Here is a 22,719-nt window from a genome sequence, read left to right as displayed (position 1 = left end):
ATACGGCACATGCTAGCCGTGCCCGTGCGATCATTGGCCATCCGGTTCCCCGCACCGAAACGAGGCCTCATGCCTGTCGAGTTCGCGTCGTCCCCACGATCCACCGTGGGCCTGGAGTGGGAGCTCATGCTCGCCGACCCGCACAGCGGCGACCTCGTCGGCCGCGCGCCCGAGCTGCTGCAGGATCTCGAGCACGCGAGCGCGCCCGAGCGGCACACCGTCACCGGCGAGCTGCTCACCAACACGATCGAGGTCACCAGCGGCATCGGGGCGACCGTCGCAGACGCCGTCGGCGACATCGCGACCGCCATCGCCTCGGTGCGCGCGGCGACCGATCCGGCCGGGATCGAGCTGCTCTCGGCGGGCAGCCACCCGTTCGCGCAGTGGTACGACCAGCAGGTCACCGACAAGACGCGCTACCACTCCCTCATCGAGAAGACGCAGTGGTGGGGACGGAACATGATGATCTGGGGGATCCATGTGCACGTCGGCGTCGAGGACAGGGACAAGGTGCTTCCGATCATCGGCGCGCTCACCTCGTACCTGCCGCACCTGCAGGGGCTCGCCGCCTCCAGCCCGTTCTGGGCCGGGGAGCGCACCGGGTACGCGTCCAATCGGGCGCTCGTCTTCCAGCAGCTTCCGACGGCGGGCCTGCCGTGGGCCCTCCGGGACTGGTCCGCGTTCGAGTCCTATCTCGACGACATGGTGGGCACGGGCGTCATGACCGACGCCACGGAGGTGCGCTGGGACATCCGCCCCGCCCCGCGCTGGGGCACGATCGAGGTCCGCGCCTGCGACGGTATGTCGACCCTCTCGGAGCTTGCCGCCGTCGCCGCACTGGCACAGGTGCTGGTCGAGTCCTTCTCCCGCGATCTCGATCAGGGGCGCCCGCTCGAGGTGCTGCCGCCCTGGTTCCACCGGGAGAACAAGTGGCGTGCGGCCCGCTACGGGCTCGACGCCGAGGTGATCGTCTCCGCGGACGGCGTGCAGCGCCCGCTCCGCGATCATCTCGCCGAGACCCTCGAGCGGCTGTCGCCGGTCGCCCGCGAGCTGCGCTGCGGATCCGAGTTCGCCGGAGTGGGCAGGATCCTCCGCGACGGCGCCAGCTACGAACGGCAGGTCGCGGCGGCCGACGCGCACGAGGGCGATCTGCACGAGGTCGTCCAGCACCTGATCCGGGAGTTCCGCTCCGGGCCGGAGACGCTCGCTCCCTGACGATCCGACCGCCGTCACCCTGGACTGCGATGCGGCGGATCCCGGATCACCCCTCGGCGAGCTGGCGCGCGAGCCCCTCGTCGAGCACGACGTCGGTGACGAGGCCCGCACCGATCGCCGCGCGCAGCGAGGGCAGCTTCTGCGCTCCGGCGACGATGCAGAAGCGCCGAGCGACGCGTCGCAGCCGATCCAGCCCCGGCCCCGTCGCGCGCGCGTTCACCGCGATGTCCTTCCAGCTGCCGTCCACACGGAAGAAGACCGTGGCGACGTCCCCGATCGCGTGGTCGTCCCGCAGGCTGCGATAGTCGTCCCGGCCCAGGTAGCCGCCCACGTAGACCCGGCTGGGCACCTCCGCGCTCGGCGAGCCCACGCTGAACACGGCGAGGTCCATCTTCGCCTGCAGATCCAGCACGCGCAGGGTGCTGCGCTCCCGCCACATCGCCTCGCGGGTCCGCGGGTCGTCGAAGAACGCGGGCACCGGGAACTGCTGCACCTGCGCGCCGAAGGCGCTGCCGAAGCGCTGCAGGATCTCGCTGGAGTACTCCACCCCGCTGGTGAGCGTGTTGCCCGCGCCGTTCAGCTGCACGATCGTCGTGCCCCGCGTCTCCTTCTGGCCCAGCTCCCGACTCACCGCGCTGATCGTCGACCCCCAGGCCAGCCCCACCACCATGTTCGACTCGATGATCTGGGTGAGCAGCCGCCCCGCGGTGAGTGCGACCCGCTCGAGCCGCTCCACCTCGGTGACGCTCTCCGGCATGGGGACGACGTGCGCGACCACGTGCAGACGATCGTGCAGCTCCTGTTCCAGCTCCCCCGCATGTTCGAGCGGCGAGGTGATCCGGATGTCGACCAGCCCCACCTCCCTGGCGTAGCTCAGCAGCCGTGACACCGAGGATCGCGAGACGTCCAGCTCACGGGCGATGACGTCCATCGTCTTGTCCTGCAGGTAATAGAGCCGCGCGGCCGTGAGGGCCGTCACGACCTTCGACTGGCGCTTCCGTTCATCCATTCCGCGGCCTCTCCGGATCGATCCGCCTGATTCTTGCACATTCGTGCAGGGTGCTTGCGCATACTGGAGGCTGAGGGAATGCTGTGAGAAATCGGGAAGGAGAAGACGATGACCGAAACCACACACCACGCCCCAGAACGTCCCGAGGTGACAGAGGTCCGCGAAGCCGGACGCACCACGGTTCTCGTGATCGGCGGTGGGATCAACGGCATCTCCACCTTCCGTGATCTCGCCCTGCAGGGCGTCGACGTCGTCCTCATCGAACGCGGCGATTTCGCCTCGGGCGCCTCCTCCGCTTCCAGCCACATGATCCACGGCGGTATCCGCTACCTCGAGAACGGCGAGTTCCGTCTGGTGCGGGAGTCCGTCACCGAGCGCAACGGGCTGATCAGGATCGCCCCGCACTACGTCAAGCCGCTCGAGACCACGATCCCGATCTACTCGACGTTCTCCGGCATCCTGTCGGCGCCGCTGCGCTTCCTCACGCACCGCTCGGGCAAGCCGCAGGAACGCGGCGCGTTCCTCATCAAGGTCGGCCTGACCATCTACGACACGTTCTCCCGCGACGGGGGAAGCGTTCCCCGGCACCGGTTCCTCGGACGCAAGAAGTCGCTCGCGGAACTGCCGGCGATGGATCCGAAGATCAAGTACACGGCGACCTACTACGACGCCTCCATGCACGACCCGGAGCGTCTCGCGCTGGACGTGCTGCAGGACGGACGCGCGGCGCACCCCGGAGCGCGCGCCCTGAACTACGTCGAAGCGATCGGCCACGACGGCGAGGCCGTGCGCGTGCGCGACCGCGAGAGCGGCACCGAGTTCTCGATCGCCGCAGACGTCGTGGTCAACACCTCCGGCCCCTGGACCGACCTCACCAACGAGGCGATGGGCGAGCTGACCCGCTTCATGGGCGGCACCAAGGGCTCGCACATCGTGCTGGACAACCCGGAGCTGCTGTCGGCCACGAAGGGGCGCGAGATCTTCTTCGAGCACTCCGACGGCCGGATCGTGCTCATCTACCCGCTCAAGGGCAAGGTCATGGTCGGCACCACCGACATCGACGCCGACCCGCGCGAGGTGCCGCTGTGCACCGAGGAGGAGATCGACTACTTCTTCGCCCTCGTGCACCACGTCTTCCCCACGATCGACGTGAACCGGGACCAGATCGTGTACCGGTTCAGCGGGATCCGCCCGCTCCCGCGCCACGAGGACACCGCTCCCGGCTTCGTCTCCCGCGACTACCGCGTCGAGGTCGACACCAGCCGCGCCGTGCCGCACCTCAGCCTCGTCGGCGGCAAGTGGACCACGTTCCGCGCACTCGGCGAGACGCTCTCGGACAAGATCCTGGAGATCCTCGGGCGCACCCGCGTGGTCTCCACGGCCGGCCGGGCGATCGGCGGTGGCAAGGGGTATCCGCAGGGCGATGCCGCACGCGCCGCGTGGATCTCGCAGAATCTCGCCGGGGCCGGCGACCGCGCCGAGGCGCTGCTGGTGCGGTACGGCACCCGTGCCACGGAGGTCTGGCAGTACGTCGAGCAGGGCGAGGACGCGCCGCTCGCCGGAGGCGCGCTGTCCACCCGTGAGCTGGCCTGGATGGTCGAGCACGAGATGATCGTCCGCCTCGAGGATGTCGTGCTGCGCCGCACCAGCCTGGCGTTCACCGGCTCGGTCACCGAGGAGATCCTGGAGGAGCTCGCGAACGCCCTGGCGCCGCTGCTCGGCTGGGATCGCGCACGCGCCGCCACGGAGATCGAACTCACCAGAGGACTGCTCAACACGCGACACGGACTGTCCCTCGTCGCCCGCACCCACGGGTAACAGGTTCACCGCCGCCCTCATCGGCGTCAACTCGAACACCGCATCGGCAGAGGGGCCGATGCTCTGCGAAAGGTCAATGGAGACATGACTGAGGTCAATCTCGGACTCTACTTCCTGTCCGAACTCGTCGGCACCGCAATGCTGCTCCTCATGGGCTGCGGTGTCGTCGCCAACGTCGCCCTCGCGAAGAACAAGGGCTTCAACGGCGGATTCCTGATGGTCAACTGGGGATGGGGTCTGGCGGTCTTCGCCGGTGTCCTCGTCGCCAGCTACTCGGGGGCGATCCTGAACCCCGCCGTCGGCATCGGCCTGCTCATCGCGGGCAAGATCACCTTCGTGCAGTTCCTCGTCGCCGCGGCGGCCGAACTGCTCGGCGCGATCATCGGCGCCACGCTGTGCTGGCTCGCCTACAAGCAGCACTTCGACGACGAGCCCGATCCGGCCAACAAGCTGGGCGTGTTCTCGACCGGTCCGGCGATCCGCTCCTACGGGTGGAACCTCGTGACGGAGATCATCGGCACGTTCGTCCTGGTGTTCACGGTGCTGGCGTTCGCCGACTTCGGCGACATCAAGGTCGGAACGCCCGGGGGCCTCGGCCCGCTGACGGCCCTTCCGGTCGCCCTGATCGTCGTCGCGATCGGCGCCTCCCTCGGTGGCCCGACCGGGTACGCGATCAACCCCGCCCGTGACCTCGGCCCGCGCATCGCACACGCGATCCTGCCGATCAAGGGCAAGGGCTCCAGCGACTGGGCCTACTCGTGGGTCCCCGTCGTCGGCCCGCTCCTCGGCGGCTCCATCGCCGCCCTCCTCGCGCCGGTGCTGCTGCACCTCGCAAAGTAACCCGAACCGCGATTCAAAGGAGAACATCACATGGCTGACTACGTGATCGCCATCGATCAGGGCACGACCTCGAGCCGCGCCATCATCTTCGACCGCAAGGGCAGCATCATCGCGACCGGTCAGAAGGAGCACGAGCAGATCCTGCCGCAGGCAGGCTGGGTCGAGCATGACGCGAGCGAGATCTGGGCCAACGTCCAGGAGGTCATCGGCCTCGCACTCACCCGCGCGCACCTCACCCGCCACGACATCGCCGCGGTCGGCATCACCAACCAGCGCGAGACCGCGGTGGTCTGGGACAAGACCACCGGCACGCCGGTGTACAACGCGATCGTCTGGCAGGACACCCGCACTCAGCCCATCGTCGACCGTCTCGCGGCCGACGGCGGCGTCGAGCGGTTCAAGCAGATCGTCGGCCTGCCGCTGGCGACCTACTTCTCCGGCACCAAGATCGCCTGGATCCTCGAGAACGTCGACGGCGCGCGCGCCAAGGCCGAGGCCGGAGACCTGCTCTTCGGCACGACCGACTCGTGGGTGCTGTGGAACCTCACCGGCGGTGTCAACGGCGGCGTGCACGCGACCGACGTCACGAACGCCTCCCGGACCATGTTCATGGACCTGGAGACGCTGCAGTGGCGCGACGACATCCTCGAGGCCTTCGGCGTACCGAAGTCCATGATGCCGTCGATCCGCTCCTCGTCCGAGGTCTACGGCGCGGCGGAGGACTCCTCGCTGCTGCGCGAGACCCCGATCGCGGGCATCCTCGGCGACCAGCAGGCGGCGACGTTCGGCCAGGCGGCGTTCAACACCGGCGAGAGCAAGAACACCTACGGCACGGGCTGCTTCCTGATCTTCAACACGGGCGAAGAGATCGTCCACTCGAAGAACGGGCTGCTCACCACCGTCGGCTACAAGCTCGGCGACGGACCGACGCACTACGCGCTGGAGGGCTCGATCGCCGTCACCGGATCCCTGATCCAGTGGCTGCGCGACCAGCTCGGCATCATCGACTCGGCCCCCGAGGTCGAGGAGCTGGCCCGTCAGGTCGACGACAACGGCGGCGTGTACATCGTGCCGGCGTTCTCCGGACTGTTCGCCCCGTACTGGCGTCCGGACGCCCGCGGTGCGATCGTCGGCCTCACCCGCTACGCGAACAAGAACCACATCGCGCGGGCGGCCCTGGAGGCCGTGGCCTTCCAGACCCGCGATGTGCTCGACGCGGTCAACGCCGATGCCGGTGTCGACCTCACCGAGCTCAAGGTCGACGGCGGAATGGTCGCGAACGACGCGCTCATGCAGTTCCAGGCCGACGTCCTCGGCGTGCCGGTGGTGCGTCCGGTGGTCGCCGAGACGACGGCGCTCGGCGCCGCGTACGCGGCCGGCCTCGCGGTCGGTTTCTGGAACGGTCTGGACGACCTGTCCGCCAACTGGCAGGAGGACAAGCGCTGGGAGCCGAGCATGGAGGGCGCCGAGCGCGACCGTCAGCTGCGGCTGTGGCGCAAGGCCGTCACGAAGTCGATGGACTGGGTCGACGACGACGTGAAGTGATCTGACCCGAGACGAGGGCGGGCCCGGAGCAATGCTCCGGGCCCGCCCTTCGTCGTCGTGCTCAGTTCTTGCCGAACAGCTTCTGGATCTCCGCCAGGTCGGTCTCGCTGGGCGCCTTCGTTCCGCCGCCGAGCCCGAAGCCGGATCCTGTCGCGCTCTGGGTGGCGGGCAGCCCCGCGTTCTCTGCGGCGCGCTTGGCGGGGTTGCCCGACCGGGATCCGCCGCCCTTGCCCTTCTTGCCGCGCTTCGCGGACGCGCCGGGGCGGCCCATGCCGGGCACCGGTCCCATGCCGGGGATGTTCGGGGTGCCGCCGCGGGCGACCGTCTTCATCATCTTCGCGGCCTGGTCGAAGCGCTGCACGAGCTGGTTCACGTCGGTCACGGTCATCCCGGAACCGCGCGCGATGCGCAGCCGCCGCGAGCCGTTCAGCACCTTCGGGTTGCGCCGTTCCCCCGGCGTCATCGAGCGGATGATGGCCTCGGTGCGGTCGATCTCGCGCTCGTCGAAGTCGTCCAGCTGCTGCTTCATCTGGCCCATGCCCGGGAGCATCCCGAGCATCTTCTTCATCGAGCCCATCTTCTTGAGCTGCTGCATCTGGTCGAGGAAGTCCTCGAGCGTGAAGGTCTCGGTCGCGAGCTTCTCGGCCATCTTCATGGCCTCGTCCTCATCGAAGGCCTGCTGCGCCTGCTCGATCAGGGTGAGGATGTCGCCGAGGTCGAGGATCCGGCTCGCCATCCGGTCGGGGTGGAACGGCTCGAGGTCGTCGAGGCCCTCACCCGTCGACGCGAACATGATCGGCCGGCCCGTGATCGACGCGACGGACAGCGCGGCACCGCCGCGGGCGTCGCCGTCGAGCTTGGACAGCACGACGCCGGTGAAGTCGACTCCGTCCTGGAACGCCTTGGCGGTGTTCACCGCGTCCTGGCCGATCATCGCGTCGATGACGAACAGCACCTCGTCGGGCTCGACGGCCTTGCGGATGTCGGCGGCCTGCTTCATGAGCTCGGCGTCGACGCCGAGGCGGCCGGCCGTGTCGATGATGACCACGTCGTGCTGCTGGCGGCGGGCGTGCGCGACGCCGTCGCGCGAGACGCGCACCGGATCGCCGACGCCGTTGCCGGGCTCGGGGGCGTAGATCGTCGCCCCGGCCTGTTCGGCAACGACCTGGAGCTGGTTCACGGCGTTCGGACGCTGCAGGTCGGCGGCGACCAGCAGCGGGGTGTGGCCCTCGCCCTGCAGCTGCTTGGCGAGCTTGCCGGCGAAGGTCGTCTTTCCGGATCCCTGCAGACCCGCGAGCATGATCACGGTCGGCGGGTTCTTCGCGAACTCGAGACGGCGCTGCTCGCCGCCGAGGATCGCGATGAGCTCCTCGTTCACGATCTGCACGACCTGCTGCGCCGGGTTCAGCGCCTTGTTGACCTCGTCGCCGAGGGCGCGTTCTCGCACCTTCGCGGTGAACTCCTTGACGACGCTCAGCGCGACGTCCGCATCCAGCAGGGCGCGACGGATCTCCCGGACGGCCCCGTCGACGTCGGACGCGGTCAGCTTGCCCTTCGCGCGCAGGTTGCGGAAGGTCTCGGTGAGCCGATCGGAGAGCGTGCCAAAAGTAGCCATGGTGCTGCAATTCTACGCGAGCATGGACGCCACCCGTGGCGCGTGATCAGCCCCAGTGCAGGTCGGTGATCCGCGGGAGGGCGTGCTGCAGCTGCGCCAGCGGGGAGCCGTGGCCGGCGCCGCCCTCGGCCCACACCCGCAGCGACGACAGCACCGCGACGGCGTAGGCGGCGCCGAGCACATCGGCCCGGATCCGCTCCACCCCCGCGGCGCGCGCCGCCTCGGAGAGTGCGGTGGCGAGCCGCCCCTGCCGGAGCGCGGACTCGCGCTGCAGTTCGTCCTCCAGCCCCATCGCGGCGGCATTGCCGAACGCCAGGGCGAGAGGATCGGGCTCCAGCCCCTCCAGGATCGTGGCGAGCACGGCCTGGATCTGCTCCGGCCACTCCCCTGCGCCCGGCTCGCCCAGCACGCCCACGGCGACGGCGATGCGCTCATCCAGTCCGGACCAGAGCACGTCGCCCTTGGAGGAGAAGTAGTTGAAAAAGCTGGAGCGGCTCACACCGGCGCGCTGCGCGATCTCGGCGATCGAGGTGCGCTCGTAGCCCTGCTCGAGGAAGAGCTCGCACGCCGCCTCGGCGATGGTCTCGCGGGACGAGACCCGGGGGCGGCCGACACCGCGGGCTGGTCTGATCACCCCGCCACCGTATCGCGCTGCACCTTCTCCCGTTGACGGCGTATTGTTGTACTGCATTCAACAACACGATCAGAAGGATCGGTCATGCTCGACATCCAGACGGTGGGGCTCGCCCCTGACTTCGTCCCCTATCTCGACGGATGGGAGCTGCAGCGCCGGATCCATGCCGACGTCGTCGCCCGAAGCCGCCCCGACACCCTGCTGCTGCTGGAGCATGAGGCGGTCTACACGGCCGGCAAACGCACCGAGCCGCAGGAGCGGCCGCACGACGGAACACCCGTGGTCGATGTCGACCGCGGTGGCAAGATCACCTGGCACGGTCCGGGACAGCTCGTCGGCTACCCGATCGTGCGCCTGCCCGAGCCGATGGACGTGGTCGCGCACGTGCGGCGGCTGGAGCGGCTCCTGATCGAGGTGCTGCGCCCGCTCGGCGTCGACGGATACCAGGTCGAGGGACGCAGCGGCGTGTGGGTGCGCCGGCCGCTGAGCGAGGACAAGATCGCCGCGATCGGCGTCCGGGTGCAGCAGGGGGCGACGATGCACGGTTTCGCGATCAACTGCGACAACACCCTCGCCGGGTTCCGCGGCATCATCCCGTGCGGGATCACCGATGCCGGTGTGACCACGGTGAGCGAGGTGATCGGGCGGGACGTCTCCCCCCGAGACATCGTGGACCGGGTCGCCGAGGCCTTCACCGCCGAGTACGCGAGCGAGGTGGCCGCGTGAGCGCCGCACCCGAGGGGCGCAGGCTGCTGCGTCTGGAGATCCGCAACGCCGAGACGCCCATCGAACGCAAGCCGGAGTGGATCAAGACCAAGGCGAAGATGGGGCCGGAGTACCAGGCCCTGCACGCGCTCGTGAAGGACGAGGGCCTGCACACCGTCTGCCAGGAGGCAGGGTGCCCCAACATCTTCGAATGCTGGGAGGACAAGGAGGCGACGTTCCTGATCGGCGGATCGCAGTGCACCCGTCGCTGCGACTTCTGCCAGATCGACACCGGCAAGCCCGATGCCTACGACACCGACGAGCCGCGTCGCGTTGCCGAGAGCGTGCAGCAGATGGGCCTGCGCTACGCCACGGTCACGAGCGTCGCGCGCGACGACCTCCCCGACACCGGAGCGTGGCTGAACGCGGAGACCGTGCGCAGGATCCACGAGCTGAACCCGAACACCGGCGTCGAGCTGCTCGCGAACGAGCACAACGCGGATCCGGCCTTCCTCGGCCAGATCTTCGACGCGCGCCCCGAGGTGTTCGCGCACAACGTGGAGACGGTCCCGCGGATCTTCAAGCGGATCCGGCCCGCATTCCAATACGAGCGCTCCCTCAACGTGATCACGCAGGGCCACGAGGCCGGGCTGATCACGAAGTCGAACCTCATCCTCGGCATGGGCGAGGAGCCGGAGGAGGTCATCCAGGCGCTCCAGGACCTGCACGACGCCGGCTGCGACATCATCACGATCACGCAGTACCTGCGTCCCACCCCGCGGCATCTGCCGGTGTCGCGCTGGGTGAAGCCGGACGAGTTCGTCGGCTTCAAGGAGGAGGCCGAGCGGATCGGGTTCCTCGGCGTGCTGGCCGGCCCGCTGGTGCGGTCCTCCTACCGCGCGGGGCGCCTGTGGGCGCAGTCGATGATCTCCCAGGGCCGTGAGATCCCGCCGCACCTCGCGCACATCGCCGAGAGCGCCGAGAGCGCCGACCTCGGCTTCGCCCAGGCCGTCTGAGCCCCCTCCTCGAGAGGGGGAACCGCCCTCAGTCCGCGCTCATGACCGACAGCACGGAGCCGTCGGATCCGAAGTTCACCAGCAGCACGTCCTCGTTGCCCTCGACGTCCAGGGCGTACTCGAGCACCGCGAAGGGCTCACTGCCGCCGTGCTCGTCGACGAGCAGGGTCATGCTCATCAGCCGCAGCGAGCGGATGATGTCGACCGCGGCGTCGCCGCTCACGTCGACCAGGTGCTCCTCCAGCTCGTCGCCGTAGCCCTCCTGCTGCTGCAGGATGTACTCGGTGACCTCGCTCGCACGATCATCGACCTCGGAGAGCATACCCCGGCGGGCCTTCGCGTCGATCGCCTCAAGGCCCGAGACGAACGCGGCCGCGATGTCGAGCGAGTCGGACGACACATCCTCCTGATCCGGAGCAGTCAGATCCACCGTCAGGGCGTGGTCGCCGAACTCCACGGTCTCGGACCAGAAGATCGATCCGTCGGGTCCCGAGGAGAGCAATCCGAAGAAGTCGTGTTCGATCGCCATAGGCCTATAGAACCAGCCTTGCGCGCAAGACGGTAGTCCGTCCGGCGTGTGCCGCACAACGCTGTCGCACAGACATGCGATCAGCCGCCGACAAGGGCCTGCACGAACACGTGCGGAGTGAAGCCCGTGAGGTCGTCGATGCCTTCGCCCTGGCCAAGGAGCTTCACCGGGATGCCCGTGCGCTCCTGCACCGCGAGGACGAATCCGCCCTTGGCGGAGCCGTCCAGCTTCGTCAGCACGAGACCTGTGACGCCGGCGTGCTCGAGGAACGCCTCGGCCTGCATCACGCCGTTCTGGCCGGTGGTCGCGTCGAGCACCAGCAGCACTTCGCTGATCGGCGCCTGCTTCTCGACGACCCGGCGGATCTTGGTCAGCTCGTCCATGAGGCCGCCCTTGGTGTGCAGCCGGCCCGCAGTGTCGATGATGACGATCTCGGTGCCCTGGTTCTTCGCGTACTCGACGGTCTGGAAGGCGACGGATGCCGGATCCTGTCCGTGCTGCTGCGGGCGCACGATCGCGGCGCCCGCACGCTGCGCCCAGGTCGCGAGCTGGTCCACCGCGGCCGCGCGGAAGGTGTCCGCCGCGCCGACGACGACCGAACGCTGGTATCCGCGCAGGAACTTGGTGAACTTGCCGATCGTCGTGGTCTTGCCGACGCCGTTCACGCCCACCACGAGCACGACCGCGGGACGCTCGGTGAGCTTGAGGGTCGTGTCGAACTTCGCGAAATGCTCCTCGAGCGTCTCGCGGAGCATCCGCTGCAGGTCCTTGGGGTCCGTGGTGCGGTAGCGGTCGACCTTCTCGCGCAGCTCGTCCACGAGCCGCTCGGTGATGTCCGGCCCGAAGTCGGCGGTGAGCAGTGCCGTCTCGAGGTCGTCCCAGGTCTCCTCGTCGATCGTGGGCTTGACGAACATGCCGCGCAGTGCGCGACCGAGGGACCAGGACTTCTCCGCCATGCGTCCAGACTACGGGGATCGTCCCGCCGCTTCCGGTGTGTTCGCCGACGGCGCGCGCCGGGTGGTCAGACCGCGGCAGCGACGCGATCGCCCACGCGCTGGCCGACGACGGCGGACACCCCGTCCTGGCGCATGGAGACGCCGTAGAGCGCGTCGGCGATCTCCATGGTGCGCTTCTGGTGCGTGATGACGAGCAGCTGCGAGCTGGCCCTGAGCTGCTCGAACACCGTGAGCAGGCGACCCAGGTTGGCGTCGTCGAGCGCGGCCTCGACCTCGTCCAGGATGTAGAACGGGCTGGGGCGCGCCTTGAAGATCGCCACGAGCAGGGCGACGGCCGCGAGCGATCGCTCGCCACCGGACAGCAGCGAGAGCCGCTCGATCTTCTTGCCGACCGGCCGCACCGCAACCTCGATGCCGGTGTTCAGCAGATCGTCCGGATCGGTGAGCGAGATGCTGCCCGCACCTCCCGGGAACAGCAGCGGGAACACCTCGCCGAATGCCTGACGGGTGTCCTCGAAGGCCGCGGCGAAGATCGTCTGCATCCGCTCGTCGAGCTCGGTGATGATCGTGAGCAGATCCTGGCGGGTCTTGGTGAGGTCGGAGAGCTGCTCGGTGAGGAAGGCGTGCCGCTGCTCGAGCGCGGCGAACTCCTCGAGCGCGAGCGGGTTCACCCGGCCGAGCTGAGCGAGCTTGCGTTCCGCCTCCTGCAGACGCCGCTGCTGCACCCGCCGGTCGAACGGGATCCCGCTCCCGGATCCGTCCTCCTGCGGGTCGGGCGCCTCGGTCTCCCGCTCCCCCGCATCGCGGGGAACGAGCTGGTCCGGACCATATTCCGCAATGAGAATATCTTCGTCGAGCGCCAGTTCCGACTGCACGCGCTCCAGCAGGCTGGTCAGATGCAGCTTCTTCTCGTGGATCTGCAGCTCGAGCCCGTGCACGCTCTCGGTGAGCCCGGCCAGCCGCTCTCTGATGGACGCGTCCTGGCGGCGCAGCGCCGTGAGCTCCTCGTTCTGCGCCGAGCGTGCCGCCTCCGCCGCGGCCAGCGCCACGCGTGCCTCTGCGACCGAGCGATCGAGCGAGTCGAGGATGCGGGGCAGCTCGGCGGTCACACCGGACGCGGTCGCCCGCTGTGCCCGGCGGATCACGGCGCGACGTGCGGCCTCGGCGGCGGCCTCGCGCTCGCGCTCTCGTTGACGCTCGAGCGAGCCCACCCGCATCTCGGCCGCACGCACGCGCTCGCGCAGCGTCTCTACGCCCAGACGTGCTTCCATCTCGGCCTCGCGCGCCGTCTCCAGCGCCTCGAGCAGCCCGTCGCGTGCGGAGGCGTCCAGCACCGGACGGGGTGCGTCCTCGGCGGTCGCGAGGGCGGCCTTGGCTGCGTCGGCCTTCGCTTCGGCGTCCGCGACGGCGGGCTGCGCCTGGGCGAGACCCGATTCGAGGCGCTCGCATTCGGCGATCGCCGATTCGTGCTGCACGGTCACCCGGTTCACCTGTTCGGTGTGGGCGGCCAGCGCCGCGTCGTGCTCGCGCAGGGTGCGCAGGGCGTCGCGGGACGCGCGGCGGACCACCTCCAGCGTCTCGGCGCCGTCCTCGCGGGCCTCACGCAGCGAATCGACCACGACCCGCACCTCGGCGAGCCGCTCCAGGGCGGCATCGCGCTCGGCGACGAGCTCCAGGCGCGACCGCTCCCCGCCCGAACCGGTGTGCAGCGTGTGCGCGGTGAGCACCTCGCCGGCGCGGGTGACGATCGTGAGCGGCCCGGTGCTCACCGCGGACGCGGCGGCATGCGCGGAGCGCGCCGCATTCAGGTCGTCCACGATCACGACATGTGCGAGGATCCCGAGCAGCCCGGGGGGCGCGGTGACGACGCTCGATGCGGGAGTCGCTCCGGCGATCCCCGCGTCCGACACCGCGGCGGCGACGCCGTCCGCGATCACGATGTCGTACGCGCCGGCGATGCCTGCGGACGCCAGGCCGAAGGCGGCGTCGACGTCGTCGACGAGCACGCCTTCGGTGAGCGGACCGAGCACGGCCGCGATCGCCGCCTCGTAGCCGGGAGTGACCTGCACCGCGTCGCCGACGAGCCCGCGCACTCCGGCGCGTCCCGATGCCACGATCTCGGCCGCGCCGCCCGTCACCGCGATCGCGCTGCCGAGCGCCGCGGAGGTGGCGGTGAGCGCCTCGGCCTCGCGCTCGGCGGCATGCAGCCGCTCCCGCAGGCCCTCCAGCTTGGCCTCCGCCGACACGGCGCGCGCCTGCGCACGCTCGTACGCCTCCGCGTGCTCGGCGGCGGTGCCTTCCGGCGCATCGCCCTCGTCGATCCGCTCCCTGGCCTCCGCGGCCTGACGACGGCGCTCGTGCGCGGCCTCCAGCGCGTTCTCCTGGCGCAGCACGGCGCCCCGGACCGCGGCGAGGGCCGATGCGGCTGCTTCCGCCTGACCTCGCAGCGTGCTGAGACGCATGTCGTGAGCCGACACGAGGGCGCTCTGCTCGGCGATGTCGACGTCGAGGGCGTCCAGCTCTGCGCGAGCGTGCCCGACCTCGCGGGTCGCCTCCTGCGCCGCATCCTGCGCTCGTCCGATCCCGGACGAGATCTCCTCGACCTCGTCCTTGGCCTCGTCGATGGTCGCCTGCGTGACCGTCGAAGCGGTGACGGCGGCGTCGTCCTCGTCCGAGCCCAGCAGCGCGAGGCGCTGGTTGGCCAGGGTGAACAGGCCGCGCATCCGCTCCTGCACCTGCTCGAGACCGAACGCCACCCGCCGCGCCTCATCCACCGCCGCCGAGTTCTGCGCACTTTCCAGCCGGGTGATCTCGAGGCGGATCCCGTCGGCCTGCTCGCTCAGCACGACCCGCTCGGCGTGCCGCTCATGTTCGTTGCGTGTGTGGTCGGCGAGCGCCGTGCGCATGGCCACCACGTCGTCGGCGAAGATCCGCGCCTTGGCGTCGCGCACGACGGCGGCGATGGTCTGCGCCTCGCGCGCGATCTCGGCCTGCCGTCCGAGCGGCTTCAGCTGCCGGCGGATCTCCCCCGCCAGATCGCTCAGCCGGGTCAGGTTGGTCTCCATCGCGTCGAGCTTGCGGAGCGTCTTCTCCTTGCGGCGTCGATGCTTCAGGATCCCTGCGGCCTCCTCGATGAACCCGCGGCGGTCCTCCGGCGACGCCTGCAGGACGGTGTCGAGGCGCCCCTGTCCGACGATCACGTGCATTTCGCGGCCGAGGCCGGAGTCGCTGAGCAGCTCCTGCACATCGAGCAGGCGGCACCCCTCGCCGTTGATCGCGTACTCGCTGGAGCCGTTGCGGAACAGCGTGCGGCTGATCGTCACCTCGGCGTACTCGATCGGCAGCGCGCCGTCGCTGTTGTCGATCGTGAGCTGCACCTCGGCGCGGCCGAGCGGCCCTCGTGTCGAGGTGCCGGCGAAGATGACGTCCTCCATCTTGCCGCCGCGGAGGGTCTTGGCTCCCTGCTCCCCCATCACCCAGGCGAGTCCGTCGACGACGTTGGACTTTCCGGATCCGTTCGGGCCGACGATGCAGGTCACGCCCGGTTCGAAGGCGAACGTCGTCGGCTGCGCGAAGGACTTGAACCCCTTGAGGGTCAGGCTCTTCAGATGCATGGGCACGCACGACGGTCGACGGAGATCACGGCCCCTACGCTATCGCGGTCACTCCCGCTCTCGAGCGGGAAACGCCCGGGGTTCAGGGATTTCTGGGTGTCGGCTTGACGCTTCCTGTGAAGCTGGGCTAGCGTGGCACACCGAACCGAGAGAGGAGGTTGCCGACATGATGAACATCCGCATTGCATTCACCCCATTCCGTGGGATCGATGCGTCTTCGGCGACTTCCGTCGGCGCGCGTTGCACCGCCTAGCCGTCTGAGGACGACTGCTTCGGGCGGGCGCATCTCCCTCCGTCCCGGCCTGATGCCGGCCTGACGCTTCGCGCGTCCACGATCCGATCCGCGGGACTCTCCCATGTCGATCGACCGATCACCTGCACGATCCGACACCGGATCCCTCTCCACCGCGACACGCGTCTGCGCCCACCGGGCGCGGCGATGTCGAGCGAAACCGCCATTCGGCGCGACCCAACGAAAGCGAACCATCGTGAACACCGCTTTGCACGCTTCGCCTCCCACAGAGTCGAAGCACAGCGCTCACCCCGAGCGCGAACTGTCCATCCGGCTCCCCCGCGAGGAGGAGCTGCGTCACCTGTCGCTCGTCGAGCGCGTGGCGCTGCGCATCGCCCTGCGTCTCATCGTGCGGGCCGGCTCTGCGGCCAACCCCGCCGAGAGGGCCCAGCGCGCCGCAGAATGCGCTCGCGTCCGCGCAGAGCATGTGGCGCAGCTGCTCCGTCACTACGTCCCGCGTCAGATGCTCTGATCCGGAGCGCCGAACATCATGGACGGCGTGACGATTCCGCTCCCCGCCGGTGCGACCCTGCATCCGCTCGTGCTTCCCGCACCTGCGGATGCGGGGTCGTCCCTGGCTTTCCGCGCCTACGCCGAGGCGCGCAACACAAGTCTCACCGAGGCGACAGGGCGCGACGACGACCACTTCACCCCCGGGGAGCTGCTTCCGCTGCTCACCTCGGACGACTACACCCGCCGCTCCCAGTGGCGCGTGCTTCGCGACGGCCGCACCGTCGGCACGGCCGTGCTCAACATCGGGAAGGACGGCGGCGGCCGGACCGCGCACAGCCACATCGGGATCCGGCGAGAAGTGCAGGGCCGTGGCATCGGCTCCGCCGTCGCAGCGCACGTGGAACGTGTCGCCCGTGCGGACGGGGTGCGCGAGCTGCAGACGTGGGCCCAGCACGAGAACACGGGCGGGGAGATGCTGTCCGCACCGACCGGTTTCGGCGGCGTCCCCGAAGACAGGATCACCCGGTTCCTGCTGCGGAACGGCTGCTCGCTGGAGCAGGTGTACCGGGTCAGCGAGTTTCGCTGGGCAGCCGGGTCGACCCCGCTGCTCCACCGAGCGGTCGCCGACGCCGAACAGCACGCGGCCGGCTATCGCCTCGTCCGCTGGATGCTGCCCACGCCGGGCTCTCACGTCGACGGATACGCGTGGATGAAGTCGCGGATGTCGACCGACGCGCCCAGCGCCGCGTTCGACGCGCCCGAGGAGATCTGGGACGCCGATCGCGTGGCCGTGCACGACCGTGTGGGACGAACTGGGCGCTGCGGTGCAGGTGACCGCCGCCGAGCACATCGCGACGGGCGAGCTCTGCGCCTTCAACGAGCTCTCGATCAAGGGGGCGCCGGACAGCGTCACGCATCAGGAGGACACGCTCGTGCTGGCGGCCCATCGCGGGCACCGCCTCGGGCTGCTCATGAAGGCCGCGGGGCTGCTGTCCTGGCACGAGCGCTTCCCGCTGTCGGCGAACGTCATCACCTACAACGCCGAGGAGAACCGTCCGATGCTGTCGATCAACGAGGCGCTCGGCTTCGCGCCGATCGCGTACGAGGGCGCCTGGAAGAAAGAGCTGCGGTGATCGCGCCGGCTCAGCGCCGCCGCCGCTGGCACCTCGGGCAGAAGTGACTGGAGCGATTCATGAACGCGTCGCGACGGATCGGACCGCCGCAGCGCGTGCACGGCTGGCCGGTGCGACCGTAGGCGTTGAGGGAGTGCGCGAAGTAGCCGGCCTCGCCGTTCACGTTGACGTACTGGGCGTCGAAGCTCGTACCGCCTTCGGCCAGGGCCTTCTCCAGCACCGCGCGCACCTCGGCGAGCAGCCGGTTCACGGCCGTCGTGGACAGGGCTGATGCGGGGGTCTCGGGATGGATCCGCGCGGCCCAGAGCGACTCGTCCGCGTAGATGTTGCCGACGCCGCTGATCAGGTTCTGATCCAGGAGCACCCGCTTGATGGCGCTCGACCGCGTGCGCAGCGCCTCGCGGAACGCCCGATCCTGGAACGCCTCGTCCATCGGGTCGCGCGCGATGTGCGCGACCTGCGAGGGGATGAGCGGATCGCTGCTCCCCCACCCGGCAGCGCGGGCGTCGGCGGTCGGCACCAGCGTGTCGACGGCGAGCGAGCCGAAGGTGCGCTGATCCGCGAAGACGACGGCGAGCTCGCCGTGTTCCGGATGCTCGAGGAAGATCCGGATCCGCTCGTGCCGTTCGGGCTCGGCGTCGGGACGGCGCAGCAGCAGCTGCCCGGACATGCCGAGATGCCCCACGATCGCCGCGCGACCGTCGGAGGATCCTGCCGCCAGCGGCATCCAGAGGAACTTGCCCCGGCGCGCCACGGACGTGACCTCCGCGCCTTCGAGCCTCGCGACGAAGTCGGCGGCGCCCGCGGCGTGCCGGGTGAGGGCGCGCTCGTCGTGCACAGCCACCGACACGATCCGCGCCCCGGTCATCGCGGGCGCGAGACCGGAGCGGACGACCTCGACCTCGGGCAGTTCGGGCACGGTGCTGCTCAGACCTGGGTGCTGAGGATCTGCCACGCCGCCAGCGCGGCAGCCATCTCGGCCGTCTTCTTGCTGGTGCCGGTGCCGGTCGACGCGAACTCGCCGGTCGTCACGGTCGCGGTGAAGCGCCGGTCGTGATCGGGGCCGGCCGAGACGACGTCGTACACCGGCGCGGTGAGATCCCGACGGGCGGCGAGCTCCTGCAGCGCGGTCTTCGGGTCCATCGCCGCACCGTAGCGCTCGGGATCGGCGAGGAGCGGCTCGATGAGGCGCAGCACCAGCTCGGACGCCGCTCCGAATCCGGTGGACAGGAAGGTGGCGCCGAAGACGGCCTCCATCGTGTCCGCGAGGATCGAGTCCTTGTCGCGGCCCCCGGTGCGCTCCTCGCCCCGGCCGAGCAGGATGTGCGCGCCGAGGCCGATGCCGCGTGCGACCTCGGCGAGAGCGACCGTGGAGACCACGCTCGCCCGACGCTTCGCCAGGGCGCCCTCATCGAGGTCGGGAAGCGTGGTGTAGAGCATGACCGTGACGGCCTGCCCGAGCACGGAGTCGCCGAGGAACTCGAGGCGCTCGTTGTGCGGGATGCCGCCGTTCTCGTACGCGTACGAGCGGTGCGTGAGCGCAAGCTGAAGCAGCTCGGGGTCGATGTCGACTCCGAGCTGCTCAGAAAGAGGGTGCGTCCGTTCCCGGGATCCGTCCGAAGACGAGGTGGGGACTTCTGCCATGATCGACGGATCGATCAGACGTCGGCGACCTTGCGGCCCTTGTACTCGAGGAACAGCTCGGTGCCCTGCGAGTCGGTGACGACCTTCGCCTGGTGCGGGCGGCTGTAGACGACCTTGCCGTTCTCGATGGTCTTGACGAGCGCGGGCGCCTCCGCCTTCCACTGCGCGCGACGCGAGCGGGTGTTGGAACGGGAGACCTTGCGCTTCGGGGGGTTACCGGCCATGGTTGCTTACCTTCTGTGTTCTGGGCGCGCAGCTATTCGGCTGCGTTTGTCTGGTCTGTGATCTGCTGCAGCGCGGCCCATCGAGGATCGACAGGAGCGCCTTGCTCTTTCCCGGCGCTTTCGGTCAGCCGCTCACCGGTCTCGGGGTCGAGTCCAGGGCAATCCGGCTGACACACCGGCTGAAACGGGAGCGAGAGTACGACCGCATCCCTGACCAGAGTTTCAAGATCCACGTGGTCGTCTTGAACCTCGAAGTCGTTCGCTTCCTCTCCAGGATAGGCGAAAAGCTCCTGAAACTCGACTTCGACAGGCTGAGCGATCGGATTCAGGCACCGACCGCACTCTCCGCGGTACGTGGAATCCAGTTCACCGGTGACGAGAATGCCCTCGTGCACGGACTCCAGCCGGACGTCCAGAGCGATTTCCTCGCCCTTTTCGACAGAGACCAGGCCTTCACCCCATTGCTCTGCCAGGGGGATCGTCAACTGGTGCTCCCGCATCTCACCGGGGTGACGAACGATGTCGTGCGCGGACAGCACGAATGGTCCATTGAGTCGGGTCTTCACCCGTCGAGTCTAACTGGGCGCACCTGGACGGGGGCCGGGCCCTTCGACAGGCTCAGGGACCGGGGCTCGGCTCAGGGACCGGGGACCAGTGCCGGGATCAGATGCCGCGCGCGCCGGTGTCGAGGAACCGTGCGACCGCCGGCGGCACGAACGGCGTGACATCGCCGCCGAGCGCCGCGACCTGACGCACCAGCGAGCTGGACACGAGTGCGTGCGCGGGGTCGGGCAGCAGGAACACCGTCTCGATGCCGGCGAGATGGCGGTTCACGATCGCCATCGGCGACTCGTAGGCGACATCCACCTGGGAGCGGAGCCCCTTCACGAGCACCCCCGCGTTCACGTCGCGCGCGTAGTCGACCAGCAGGCCCATGCTCCAGGATCCGACGATGACCTTGCCGGAGACACCCGCTTCAGCGATCGACTCGTCCAGCAGCGCCAGCCGCTGCGCGACCGGGAGCATCGCCTGCTTGTCCGGGTTGTGCACCACGAGCACGTGCAGCTCGTCGTACAGAGCGGCGGCTCGTCGGATGACATCCAGGTGGCCGAGGGTCGGCGGATCGAAGGAACCGGGGACGACGGCGATCCGTGCGCTCACTTCGTCTCCTTCGGTCGCTCAGTGCATCGCATGGCACCACACTATCGGCGCGGATCCCTGTGCGGGCTGAGCCGCCCACGCGCCACGCGCTCAGTTCTTGGCGAGGGCGGCGCGGTCCTCGATGCTGAGCCGGCGCGCGATCGCCTCGCGCAGACCATCATGCTCTGCCAGCGCGGGATCGGCCTCGATGATCTCCTCGGCGATCTCGCGCGCTCGTCCGATCAGATCGGCGTCCTTGATGACGCGCAGCAGCTTCAGCGACGACTTCACGCCGGACTGGCGGGCGCCGAGCACATCGCCTTCCCCGCGCAGTTCGAGGTCGACCTCGGCGAGGGCGAAGCCGTCCAGGGTCGCTGCCACCGCATCGACGCGATCTCGGGACGGAGTCCCCTGCTCCGCCTCCGTGACGAGCAGGCAGAGCCCCGGCACGCCGCCCCGGCCGATACGTCCGCGGAGCTGGTGCAGCTGCGAGACGCCGAACCGGTCGGCTTCGAGCACGATCATGGTGGACGCGTTCGGCACGTCGACACCGACCTCGATCACGGTCGTGGCGACGAGCAGATCGATCTCGCCGCGCGCGAACGCCTGCATGATCGCGTCCTTCTCGTCGGCGGGCATGCGCCCGTGCAGGCCGGCGATGCGCAGGGATCCGAGTGTCGGATGCGTGGACAGCGCGGCGAGCAGCTGCACGACGCCCCAGCGCGGACCCTTCGCCTCTTCGCCCTCCTCATCGGCGAAGCGCTCCTGATCGGCCTCCGCCGTGTCCTTCTCCGTGTCGATCGCGGCGCACACGGCGAACACCTGCCGTCCCTGCCCGATCTCCTCCGCGGCCCGCTCCCAGACCCGCGTGAACCAGCCGGGATGATCGGCGAGCGGGGCGACGAACGTCTGGATTCCGGCGCGCCCGCTCGGCATGCTGCGGATGACCGAGGTGTCCAGGTCGCCGAACACGGTCATCGCGACCGTGCGCGGGATGGGGGTCGCCGTGAGCACCAGGGCGTGCGGGCTGGTGCCCTTCGCGCGCAGCGCCTCGCGCTGCTCCACACCGAAGCGGTGCTGCTCGTCGACGACGACGAGGCCCAGGTCGGCGAAGGTCGTCTTCTCCCCCAGCAAGGCGTGCGTGCCGATGACGATCAGCGCCTGGCCCGCCGCGACCCGCAACGCGGCCTTGCGGCGTTCGGGCACCGACATCTGCCCGGTCAGCAGCGTCGGGATCACCAGCGGCGCGAGCGCAGGGCCGAGCATCTTCGTGATCGAGCGCAGATGCTGGCCCGCGAGCACCTCGGTGGGGGCGATGAGCGCCGCCTGTCCCCCGGACTCGGCGACCTGCAGCATCGCGCGCAGGGCGACCAGCGTCTTGCCGGATCCGACCTCGCCCTGCACCAGCCGGTTCATCGGCGCGCCCGCCACGAGATCCGCCGCGATGGTCGCACCGACGCTCTCCTGGTCGGGGGTCAGCGTGAACGGGAGGGCCGCGTCGAAGCGCTCCAGCAGACCGCCGGGCCGAGCGGGCCTCGCGGTGGCATCGAGCATCCGCACGAAGTGGCGCTGCTGCACCAGCGCCGTCTGCAGCGTGAGCGCCTCGTGCATGCGGAGGGTGCGGATCGCCGGGCCGATGTCGTCCTTCGTGCGCGGTCGGTGCACCTGCTCCAGCGCAGCCCCGGCGCCGAGCAGCCGCTCCTCGCGGCGCACCTCGTCGGGCAGCGGCTCGGGGACGGGCCCGAGGTCGTCGAGCACCGTGCCGATCATCTTCTCGATCTGCCAGGTCGTCAGCGCAGCCGTCGCGGGATAGATCGGCAGCGGCGTGGTCACCAGCGTGTCGGCCTGCGCCCTGGCCTGCAGCTCGTCATCGAACAGCTCGTACTGCGGATGCGCGAACTGGGTGACGCCGCGGTACTCGCCGACCTTGCCGGTGAACACGCCGCGACGCCCGACGCGCAGCTCATTCTCGCGCCACGCCAGCTGGCCACGGTGCTTGGCGAAGAAGGTGAGCACCATGCGGCCGATGCCGTCGCCGATGTGCACCTCCATCATCGCGCCGCGACGGTTCTTCATGTCGCGGACGCTCACCGACATGACCTCGGCGACGATCGTGACGGTCTCGCCGGGCGGCAGTTCGATGATGGGCGTGAGCTCGCCGCGATTCGCGTAGCGGCGCGGATAGTGCGACAGCAGATCGGTGACCGTCGTCATCCCGAACGCCTTCAGCAGCGCCTTCGCGTTCCCGTCGCCGACCGCGACGCTCAGCGGCGTTTCGAGGCGGAGCGGCATGATCCGAGTCTAGAACGCGCCCCCGACACCACCGGCGCACCTGTG

General features: G+C 69.6%; 20 protein-coding genes and 1 pseudogene. 9 read left to right on the top strand and 12 right to left on the bottom strand.

The features are described 5' to 3' along the window. The first annotated feature begins 69 nt into the window (after positions 1-69). The gene (locus tag ABD882_RS05035) at positions 70-1,215 is read left to right on the top strand and encodes a glutamate--cysteine ligase (protein ID WP_345184992.1); all 1,146 of its coding nucleotides are present in this window, start codon (positions 70-72) and stop codon (positions 1,213-1,215) included. 46 nt (positions 1,216-1,261) lie between these two features. On the opposite strand, the gene ABD882_RS05030 is transcribed toward ABD882_RS05035, so the two are convergent. Further along, entirely contained in the window at positions 1,262-2,224 is a 963-nt protein-coding gene (locus tag ABD882_RS05030; RefSeq protein ID WP_345184989.1) for a sugar-binding transcriptional regulator, read from the bottom strand. 108 nt (positions 2,225-2,332) lie between these two features. Here ABD882_RS05030 and ABD882_RS05025 point away from each other — a divergent pair, with 108 nt between their 5' ends. The 3 genes from ABD882_RS05025 (at position 2,333) to glpK (ending at position 6,427) form a co-directional block, all read left to right on the top strand. Beyond that, entirely contained in the window at positions 2,333-4,042 is a 1,710-nt protein-coding gene (locus ABD882_RS05025; RefSeq protein WP_345184987.1) for a glycerol-3-phosphate dehydrogenase/oxidase, read from the top strand. Positions 4,043-4,126: 84 nt separating this feature from the next. Then, positions 4,127-4,882 carry an MIP/aquaporin family protein gene (locus ABD882_RS05020; RefSeq protein ID WP_345184985.1) on the top strand — a complete coding sequence of 252 codons (756 nt, stop codon included), beginning with the start codon at positions 4,127-4,129 and terminating at the stop codon, positions 4,880-4,882. A gap of 30 nt (positions 4,883-4,912) precedes the next feature. Beyond that, positions 4,913-6,427 carry a glycerol kinase GlpK gene (glpK, locus tag ABD882_RS05015; RefSeq protein WP_345184983.1) on the top strand — a complete coding sequence of 505 codons (1,515 nt, stop codon included), beginning with the start codon at positions 4,913-4,915 and terminating at the stop codon, positions 6,425-6,427. Between the two features lie 61 nt (positions 6,428-6,488). Here glpK and ffh read toward each other — a convergent pair whose 3' ends face one another. Together ffh and ABD882_RS05005 are read right to left on the bottom strand one after the other, a co-directional pair. Then, positions 6,489-8,042, bottom strand: coding sequence for a signal recognition particle protein (gene ffh, locus ABD882_RS05010; RefSeq protein WP_345184981.1), 1,554 nt, complete (start codon positions 8,040-8,042; stop codon positions 6,489-6,491). 46 nt (positions 8,043-8,088) lie between these two features. Continuing rightward, on the bottom strand, positions 8,089-8,676 hold the full coding sequence (locus ABD882_RS05005) for a TetR/AcrR family transcriptional regulator (protein ID WP_345184979.1): 588 nt from the start codon (positions 8,674-8,676) through the stop codon (positions 8,089-8,091). 84 nt (positions 8,677-8,760) lie between these two features. Here ABD882_RS05005 and lipB point away from each other — a divergent pair, with 84 nt between their 5' ends. Continuing rightward, a complete protein-coding gene (gene lipB / locus ABD882_RS05000) occupies positions 8,761-9,402 on the top strand; it encodes a lipoyl(octanoyl) transferase LipB (RefSeq protein ID WP_345184977.1) in 642 nt (213 codons plus the stop codon). Then, positions 9,399-10,397, top strand: coding sequence for a lipoyl synthase (gene lipA, locus ABD882_RS04995; protein ID WP_345184975.1), 999 nt, complete (start codon positions 9,399-9,401; stop codon positions 10,395-10,397). The genes lipB and lipA overlap by 4 nt, the downstream gene beginning before the upstream one ends. Positions 10,398-10,425: 28 nt before the next feature. Here the strand turns inward: lipA and ABD882_RS04990 are convergent, their stop codons facing one another. The 3 genes from ABD882_RS04990 to smc form a co-directional block, all read right to left on the bottom strand. After that, a complete protein-coding gene (locus ABD882_RS04990) occupies positions 10,426-10,926 on the bottom strand; it encodes a DUF2004 domain-containing protein (protein ID WP_345184973.1) in 501 nt (166 codons plus the stop codon). Between the two features lie 80 nt (positions 10,927-11,006). Beyond that, the gene (gene ftsY / locus ABD882_RS04985; RefSeq protein ID WP_345184971.1) at positions 11,007-11,882 is read right to left on the bottom strand and encodes a signal recognition particle-docking protein FtsY; all 876 of its coding nucleotides are present in this window, start codon (positions 11,880-11,882) and stop codon (positions 11,007-11,009) included. A 65-nt stretch (positions 11,883-11,947) separates the two neighbouring features. Next, positions 11,948-15,496, bottom strand: a complete 3,549-nt coding sequence (gene smc, locus ABD882_RS04980; protein WP_345185830.1) for a chromosome segregation protein SMC — start codon at positions 15,494-15,496, stop codon at positions 11,948-11,950. A gap of 488 nt (positions 15,497-15,984) precedes the next feature. Between smc and ABD882_RS04975 the strand changes: the two genes are divergently transcribed. The 3 genes and pseudogenes from ABD882_RS04975 (at position 15,985) to ABD882_RS04970 (ending at position 17,374) form a co-directional block, all read left to right on the top strand. Beyond that, positions 15,985-16,260, top strand: coding sequence for a hypothetical protein (locus ABD882_RS04975; protein WP_345184969.1), 276 nt, complete (start codon positions 15,985-15,987; stop codon positions 16,258-16,260). An 18-nt stretch (positions 16,261-16,278) separates the two neighbouring features. After that, a pseudogene (locus ABD882_RS19085) lies at positions 16,279-16,644 on the top strand (GNAT family N-acetyltransferase); the annotation flags it as partial. A gap of 421 nt (positions 16,645-17,065) precedes the next feature. Beyond that, complete coding sequence (locus ABD882_RS04970; RefSeq protein WP_345184966.1) at positions 17,066-17,374, top strand: hypothetical protein; 309 nt, start codon at positions 17,066-17,068, stop codon at positions 17,372-17,374. 10 nt (positions 17,375-17,384) lie between these two features. Here the strand turns inward: ABD882_RS04970 and mutM are convergent, their stop codons facing one another. The 6 genes from mutM to ABD882_RS04940 all read right to left on the bottom strand — a co-directional run bounded on the left by mutM (position 17,385) and on the right by ABD882_RS04940 (position 22,674). Beyond that, entirely contained in the window at positions 17,385-18,293 is a 909-nt protein-coding gene (gene mutM, locus ABD882_RS04965; RefSeq protein ID WP_345184964.1) for a bifunctional DNA-formamidopyrimidine glycosylase/DNA-(apurinic or apyrimidinic site) lyase, read from the bottom strand. Positions 18,294-18,301: 8 nt separating this feature from the next. After that, a complete protein-coding gene (rnc, locus tag ABD882_RS04960; RefSeq protein WP_345184962.1) occupies positions 18,302-19,018 on the bottom strand; it encodes a ribonuclease III in 717 nt (238 codons plus the stop codon). Positions 19,019-19,032: 14 nt separating this feature from the next. Beyond that, complete coding sequence (rpmF, locus tag ABD882_RS04955) at positions 19,033-19,242, bottom strand: 50S ribosomal protein L32 (RefSeq protein WP_013586329.1); 210 nt, start codon at positions 19,240-19,242, stop codon at positions 19,033-19,035. Positions 19,243-19,274: 32 nt separating this feature from the next. Then, positions 19,275-19,742 (bottom strand): YceD family protein, encoded by a 468-nt coding sequence (locus ABD882_RS04950; RefSeq protein ID WP_345185829.1) that lies wholly within the window; start codon positions 19,740-19,742, stop codon positions 19,275-19,277. A gap of 163 nt (positions 19,743-19,905) precedes the next feature. After that, a complete protein-coding gene (gene coaD / locus ABD882_RS04945; RefSeq protein WP_345184960.1) occupies positions 19,906-20,403 on the bottom strand; it encodes a pantetheine-phosphate adenylyltransferase in 498 nt (165 codons plus the stop codon). A 90-nt stretch (positions 20,404-20,493) separates the two neighbouring features. Continuing rightward, positions 20,494-22,674: an ATP-dependent DNA helicase RecG gene (locus ABD882_RS04940; RefSeq protein WP_345184958.1), complete on the bottom strand. Its 2,181-nt coding sequence runs from the start codon at positions 22,672-22,674 to the stop codon at positions 20,494-20,496. Between the last annotated feature and the right edge of the window lie 45 nt (positions 22,675-22,719).

The organism is Microbacterium panaciterrae (genome assembly GCF_039541635.1).
Classification (GTDB): Bacteria; Actinomycetota; Actinomycetes; order Actinomycetales; family Microbacteriaceae; genus Microbacterium; species Microbacterium panaciterrae.
The sequence above is the reverse complement of the archived record's forward strand: the minus strand, read 5'-3'. Positions and strand labels throughout refer to the sequence as shown.

Bases quoted from the DNA above. Each gene is read 5' to 3' on its own strand.
- ABD882_RS04950 (WP_345185829.1), bottom strand. From the start codon at position 19,742: ATGCGGGAGCACCAGTTGACGATCCCCCTGGCAGAGCAATGGGGTGAA.
- smc (WP_345185830.1), bottom strand. From the start codon at position 15,496: ATGCATCTGAAGAGCCTGACCCTCAAGGGGTTCAAGTCCTTCGCGCAG.
- rnc (WP_345184962.1), bottom strand. From the start codon at position 19,018: ATGGCAGAAGTCCCCACCTCGTCTTCGGACGGATCCCGGGAACGGACG.
- ABD882_RS05035 (WP_345184992.1), top strand. From the start codon at position 70: ATGCCTGTCGAGTTCGCGTCGTCCCCACGATCCACCGTGGGCCTGGAG.
- ABD882_RS05020 (WP_345184985.1), top strand. From the start codon at position 4,127: ATGACTGAGGTCAATCTCGGACTCTACTTCCTGTCCGAACTCGTCGGC.
- ftsY (WP_345184971.1), bottom strand. From the start codon at position 11,882: ATGGCGGAGAAGTCCTGGTCCCTCGGTCGCGCACTGCGCGGCATGTTC.
- rpmF (WP_013586329.1), bottom strand. From the start codon at position 19,242: ATGGCCGGTAACCCCCCGAAGCGCAAGGTCTCCCGTTCCAACACCCGC.
- lipB (WP_345184977.1), top strand. From the start codon at position 8,761: ATGCTCGACATCCAGACGGTGGGGCTCGCCCCTGACTTCGTCCCCTAT.
- glpK (WP_345184983.1), top strand. From the start codon at position 4,913: ATGGCTGACTACGTGATCGCCATCGATCAGGGCACGACCTCGAGCCGC.
- ABD882_RS04990 (WP_345184973.1), bottom strand. From the start codon at position 10,926: ATGGCGATCGAACACGACTTCTTCGGATTGCTCTCCTCGGGACCCGAC.
- ABD882_RS05030 (WP_345184989.1), bottom strand. From the start codon at position 2,224: ATGGATGAACGGAAGCGCCAGTCGAAGGTCGTGACGGCCCTCACGGCC.
- ABD882_RS05025 (WP_345184987.1), top strand. From the start codon at position 2,333: ATGACCGAAACCACACACCACGCCCCAGAACGTCCCGAGGTGACAGAG.
- ffh (WP_345184981.1), bottom strand. From the start codon at position 8,042: ATGGCTACTTTTGGCACGCTCTCCGATCGGCTCACCGAGACCTTCCGC.
- ABD882_RS04940 (WP_345184958.1), bottom strand. From the start codon at position 22,674: ATGCCGCTCCGCCTCGAAACGCCGCTGAGCGTCGCGGTCGGCGACGGG.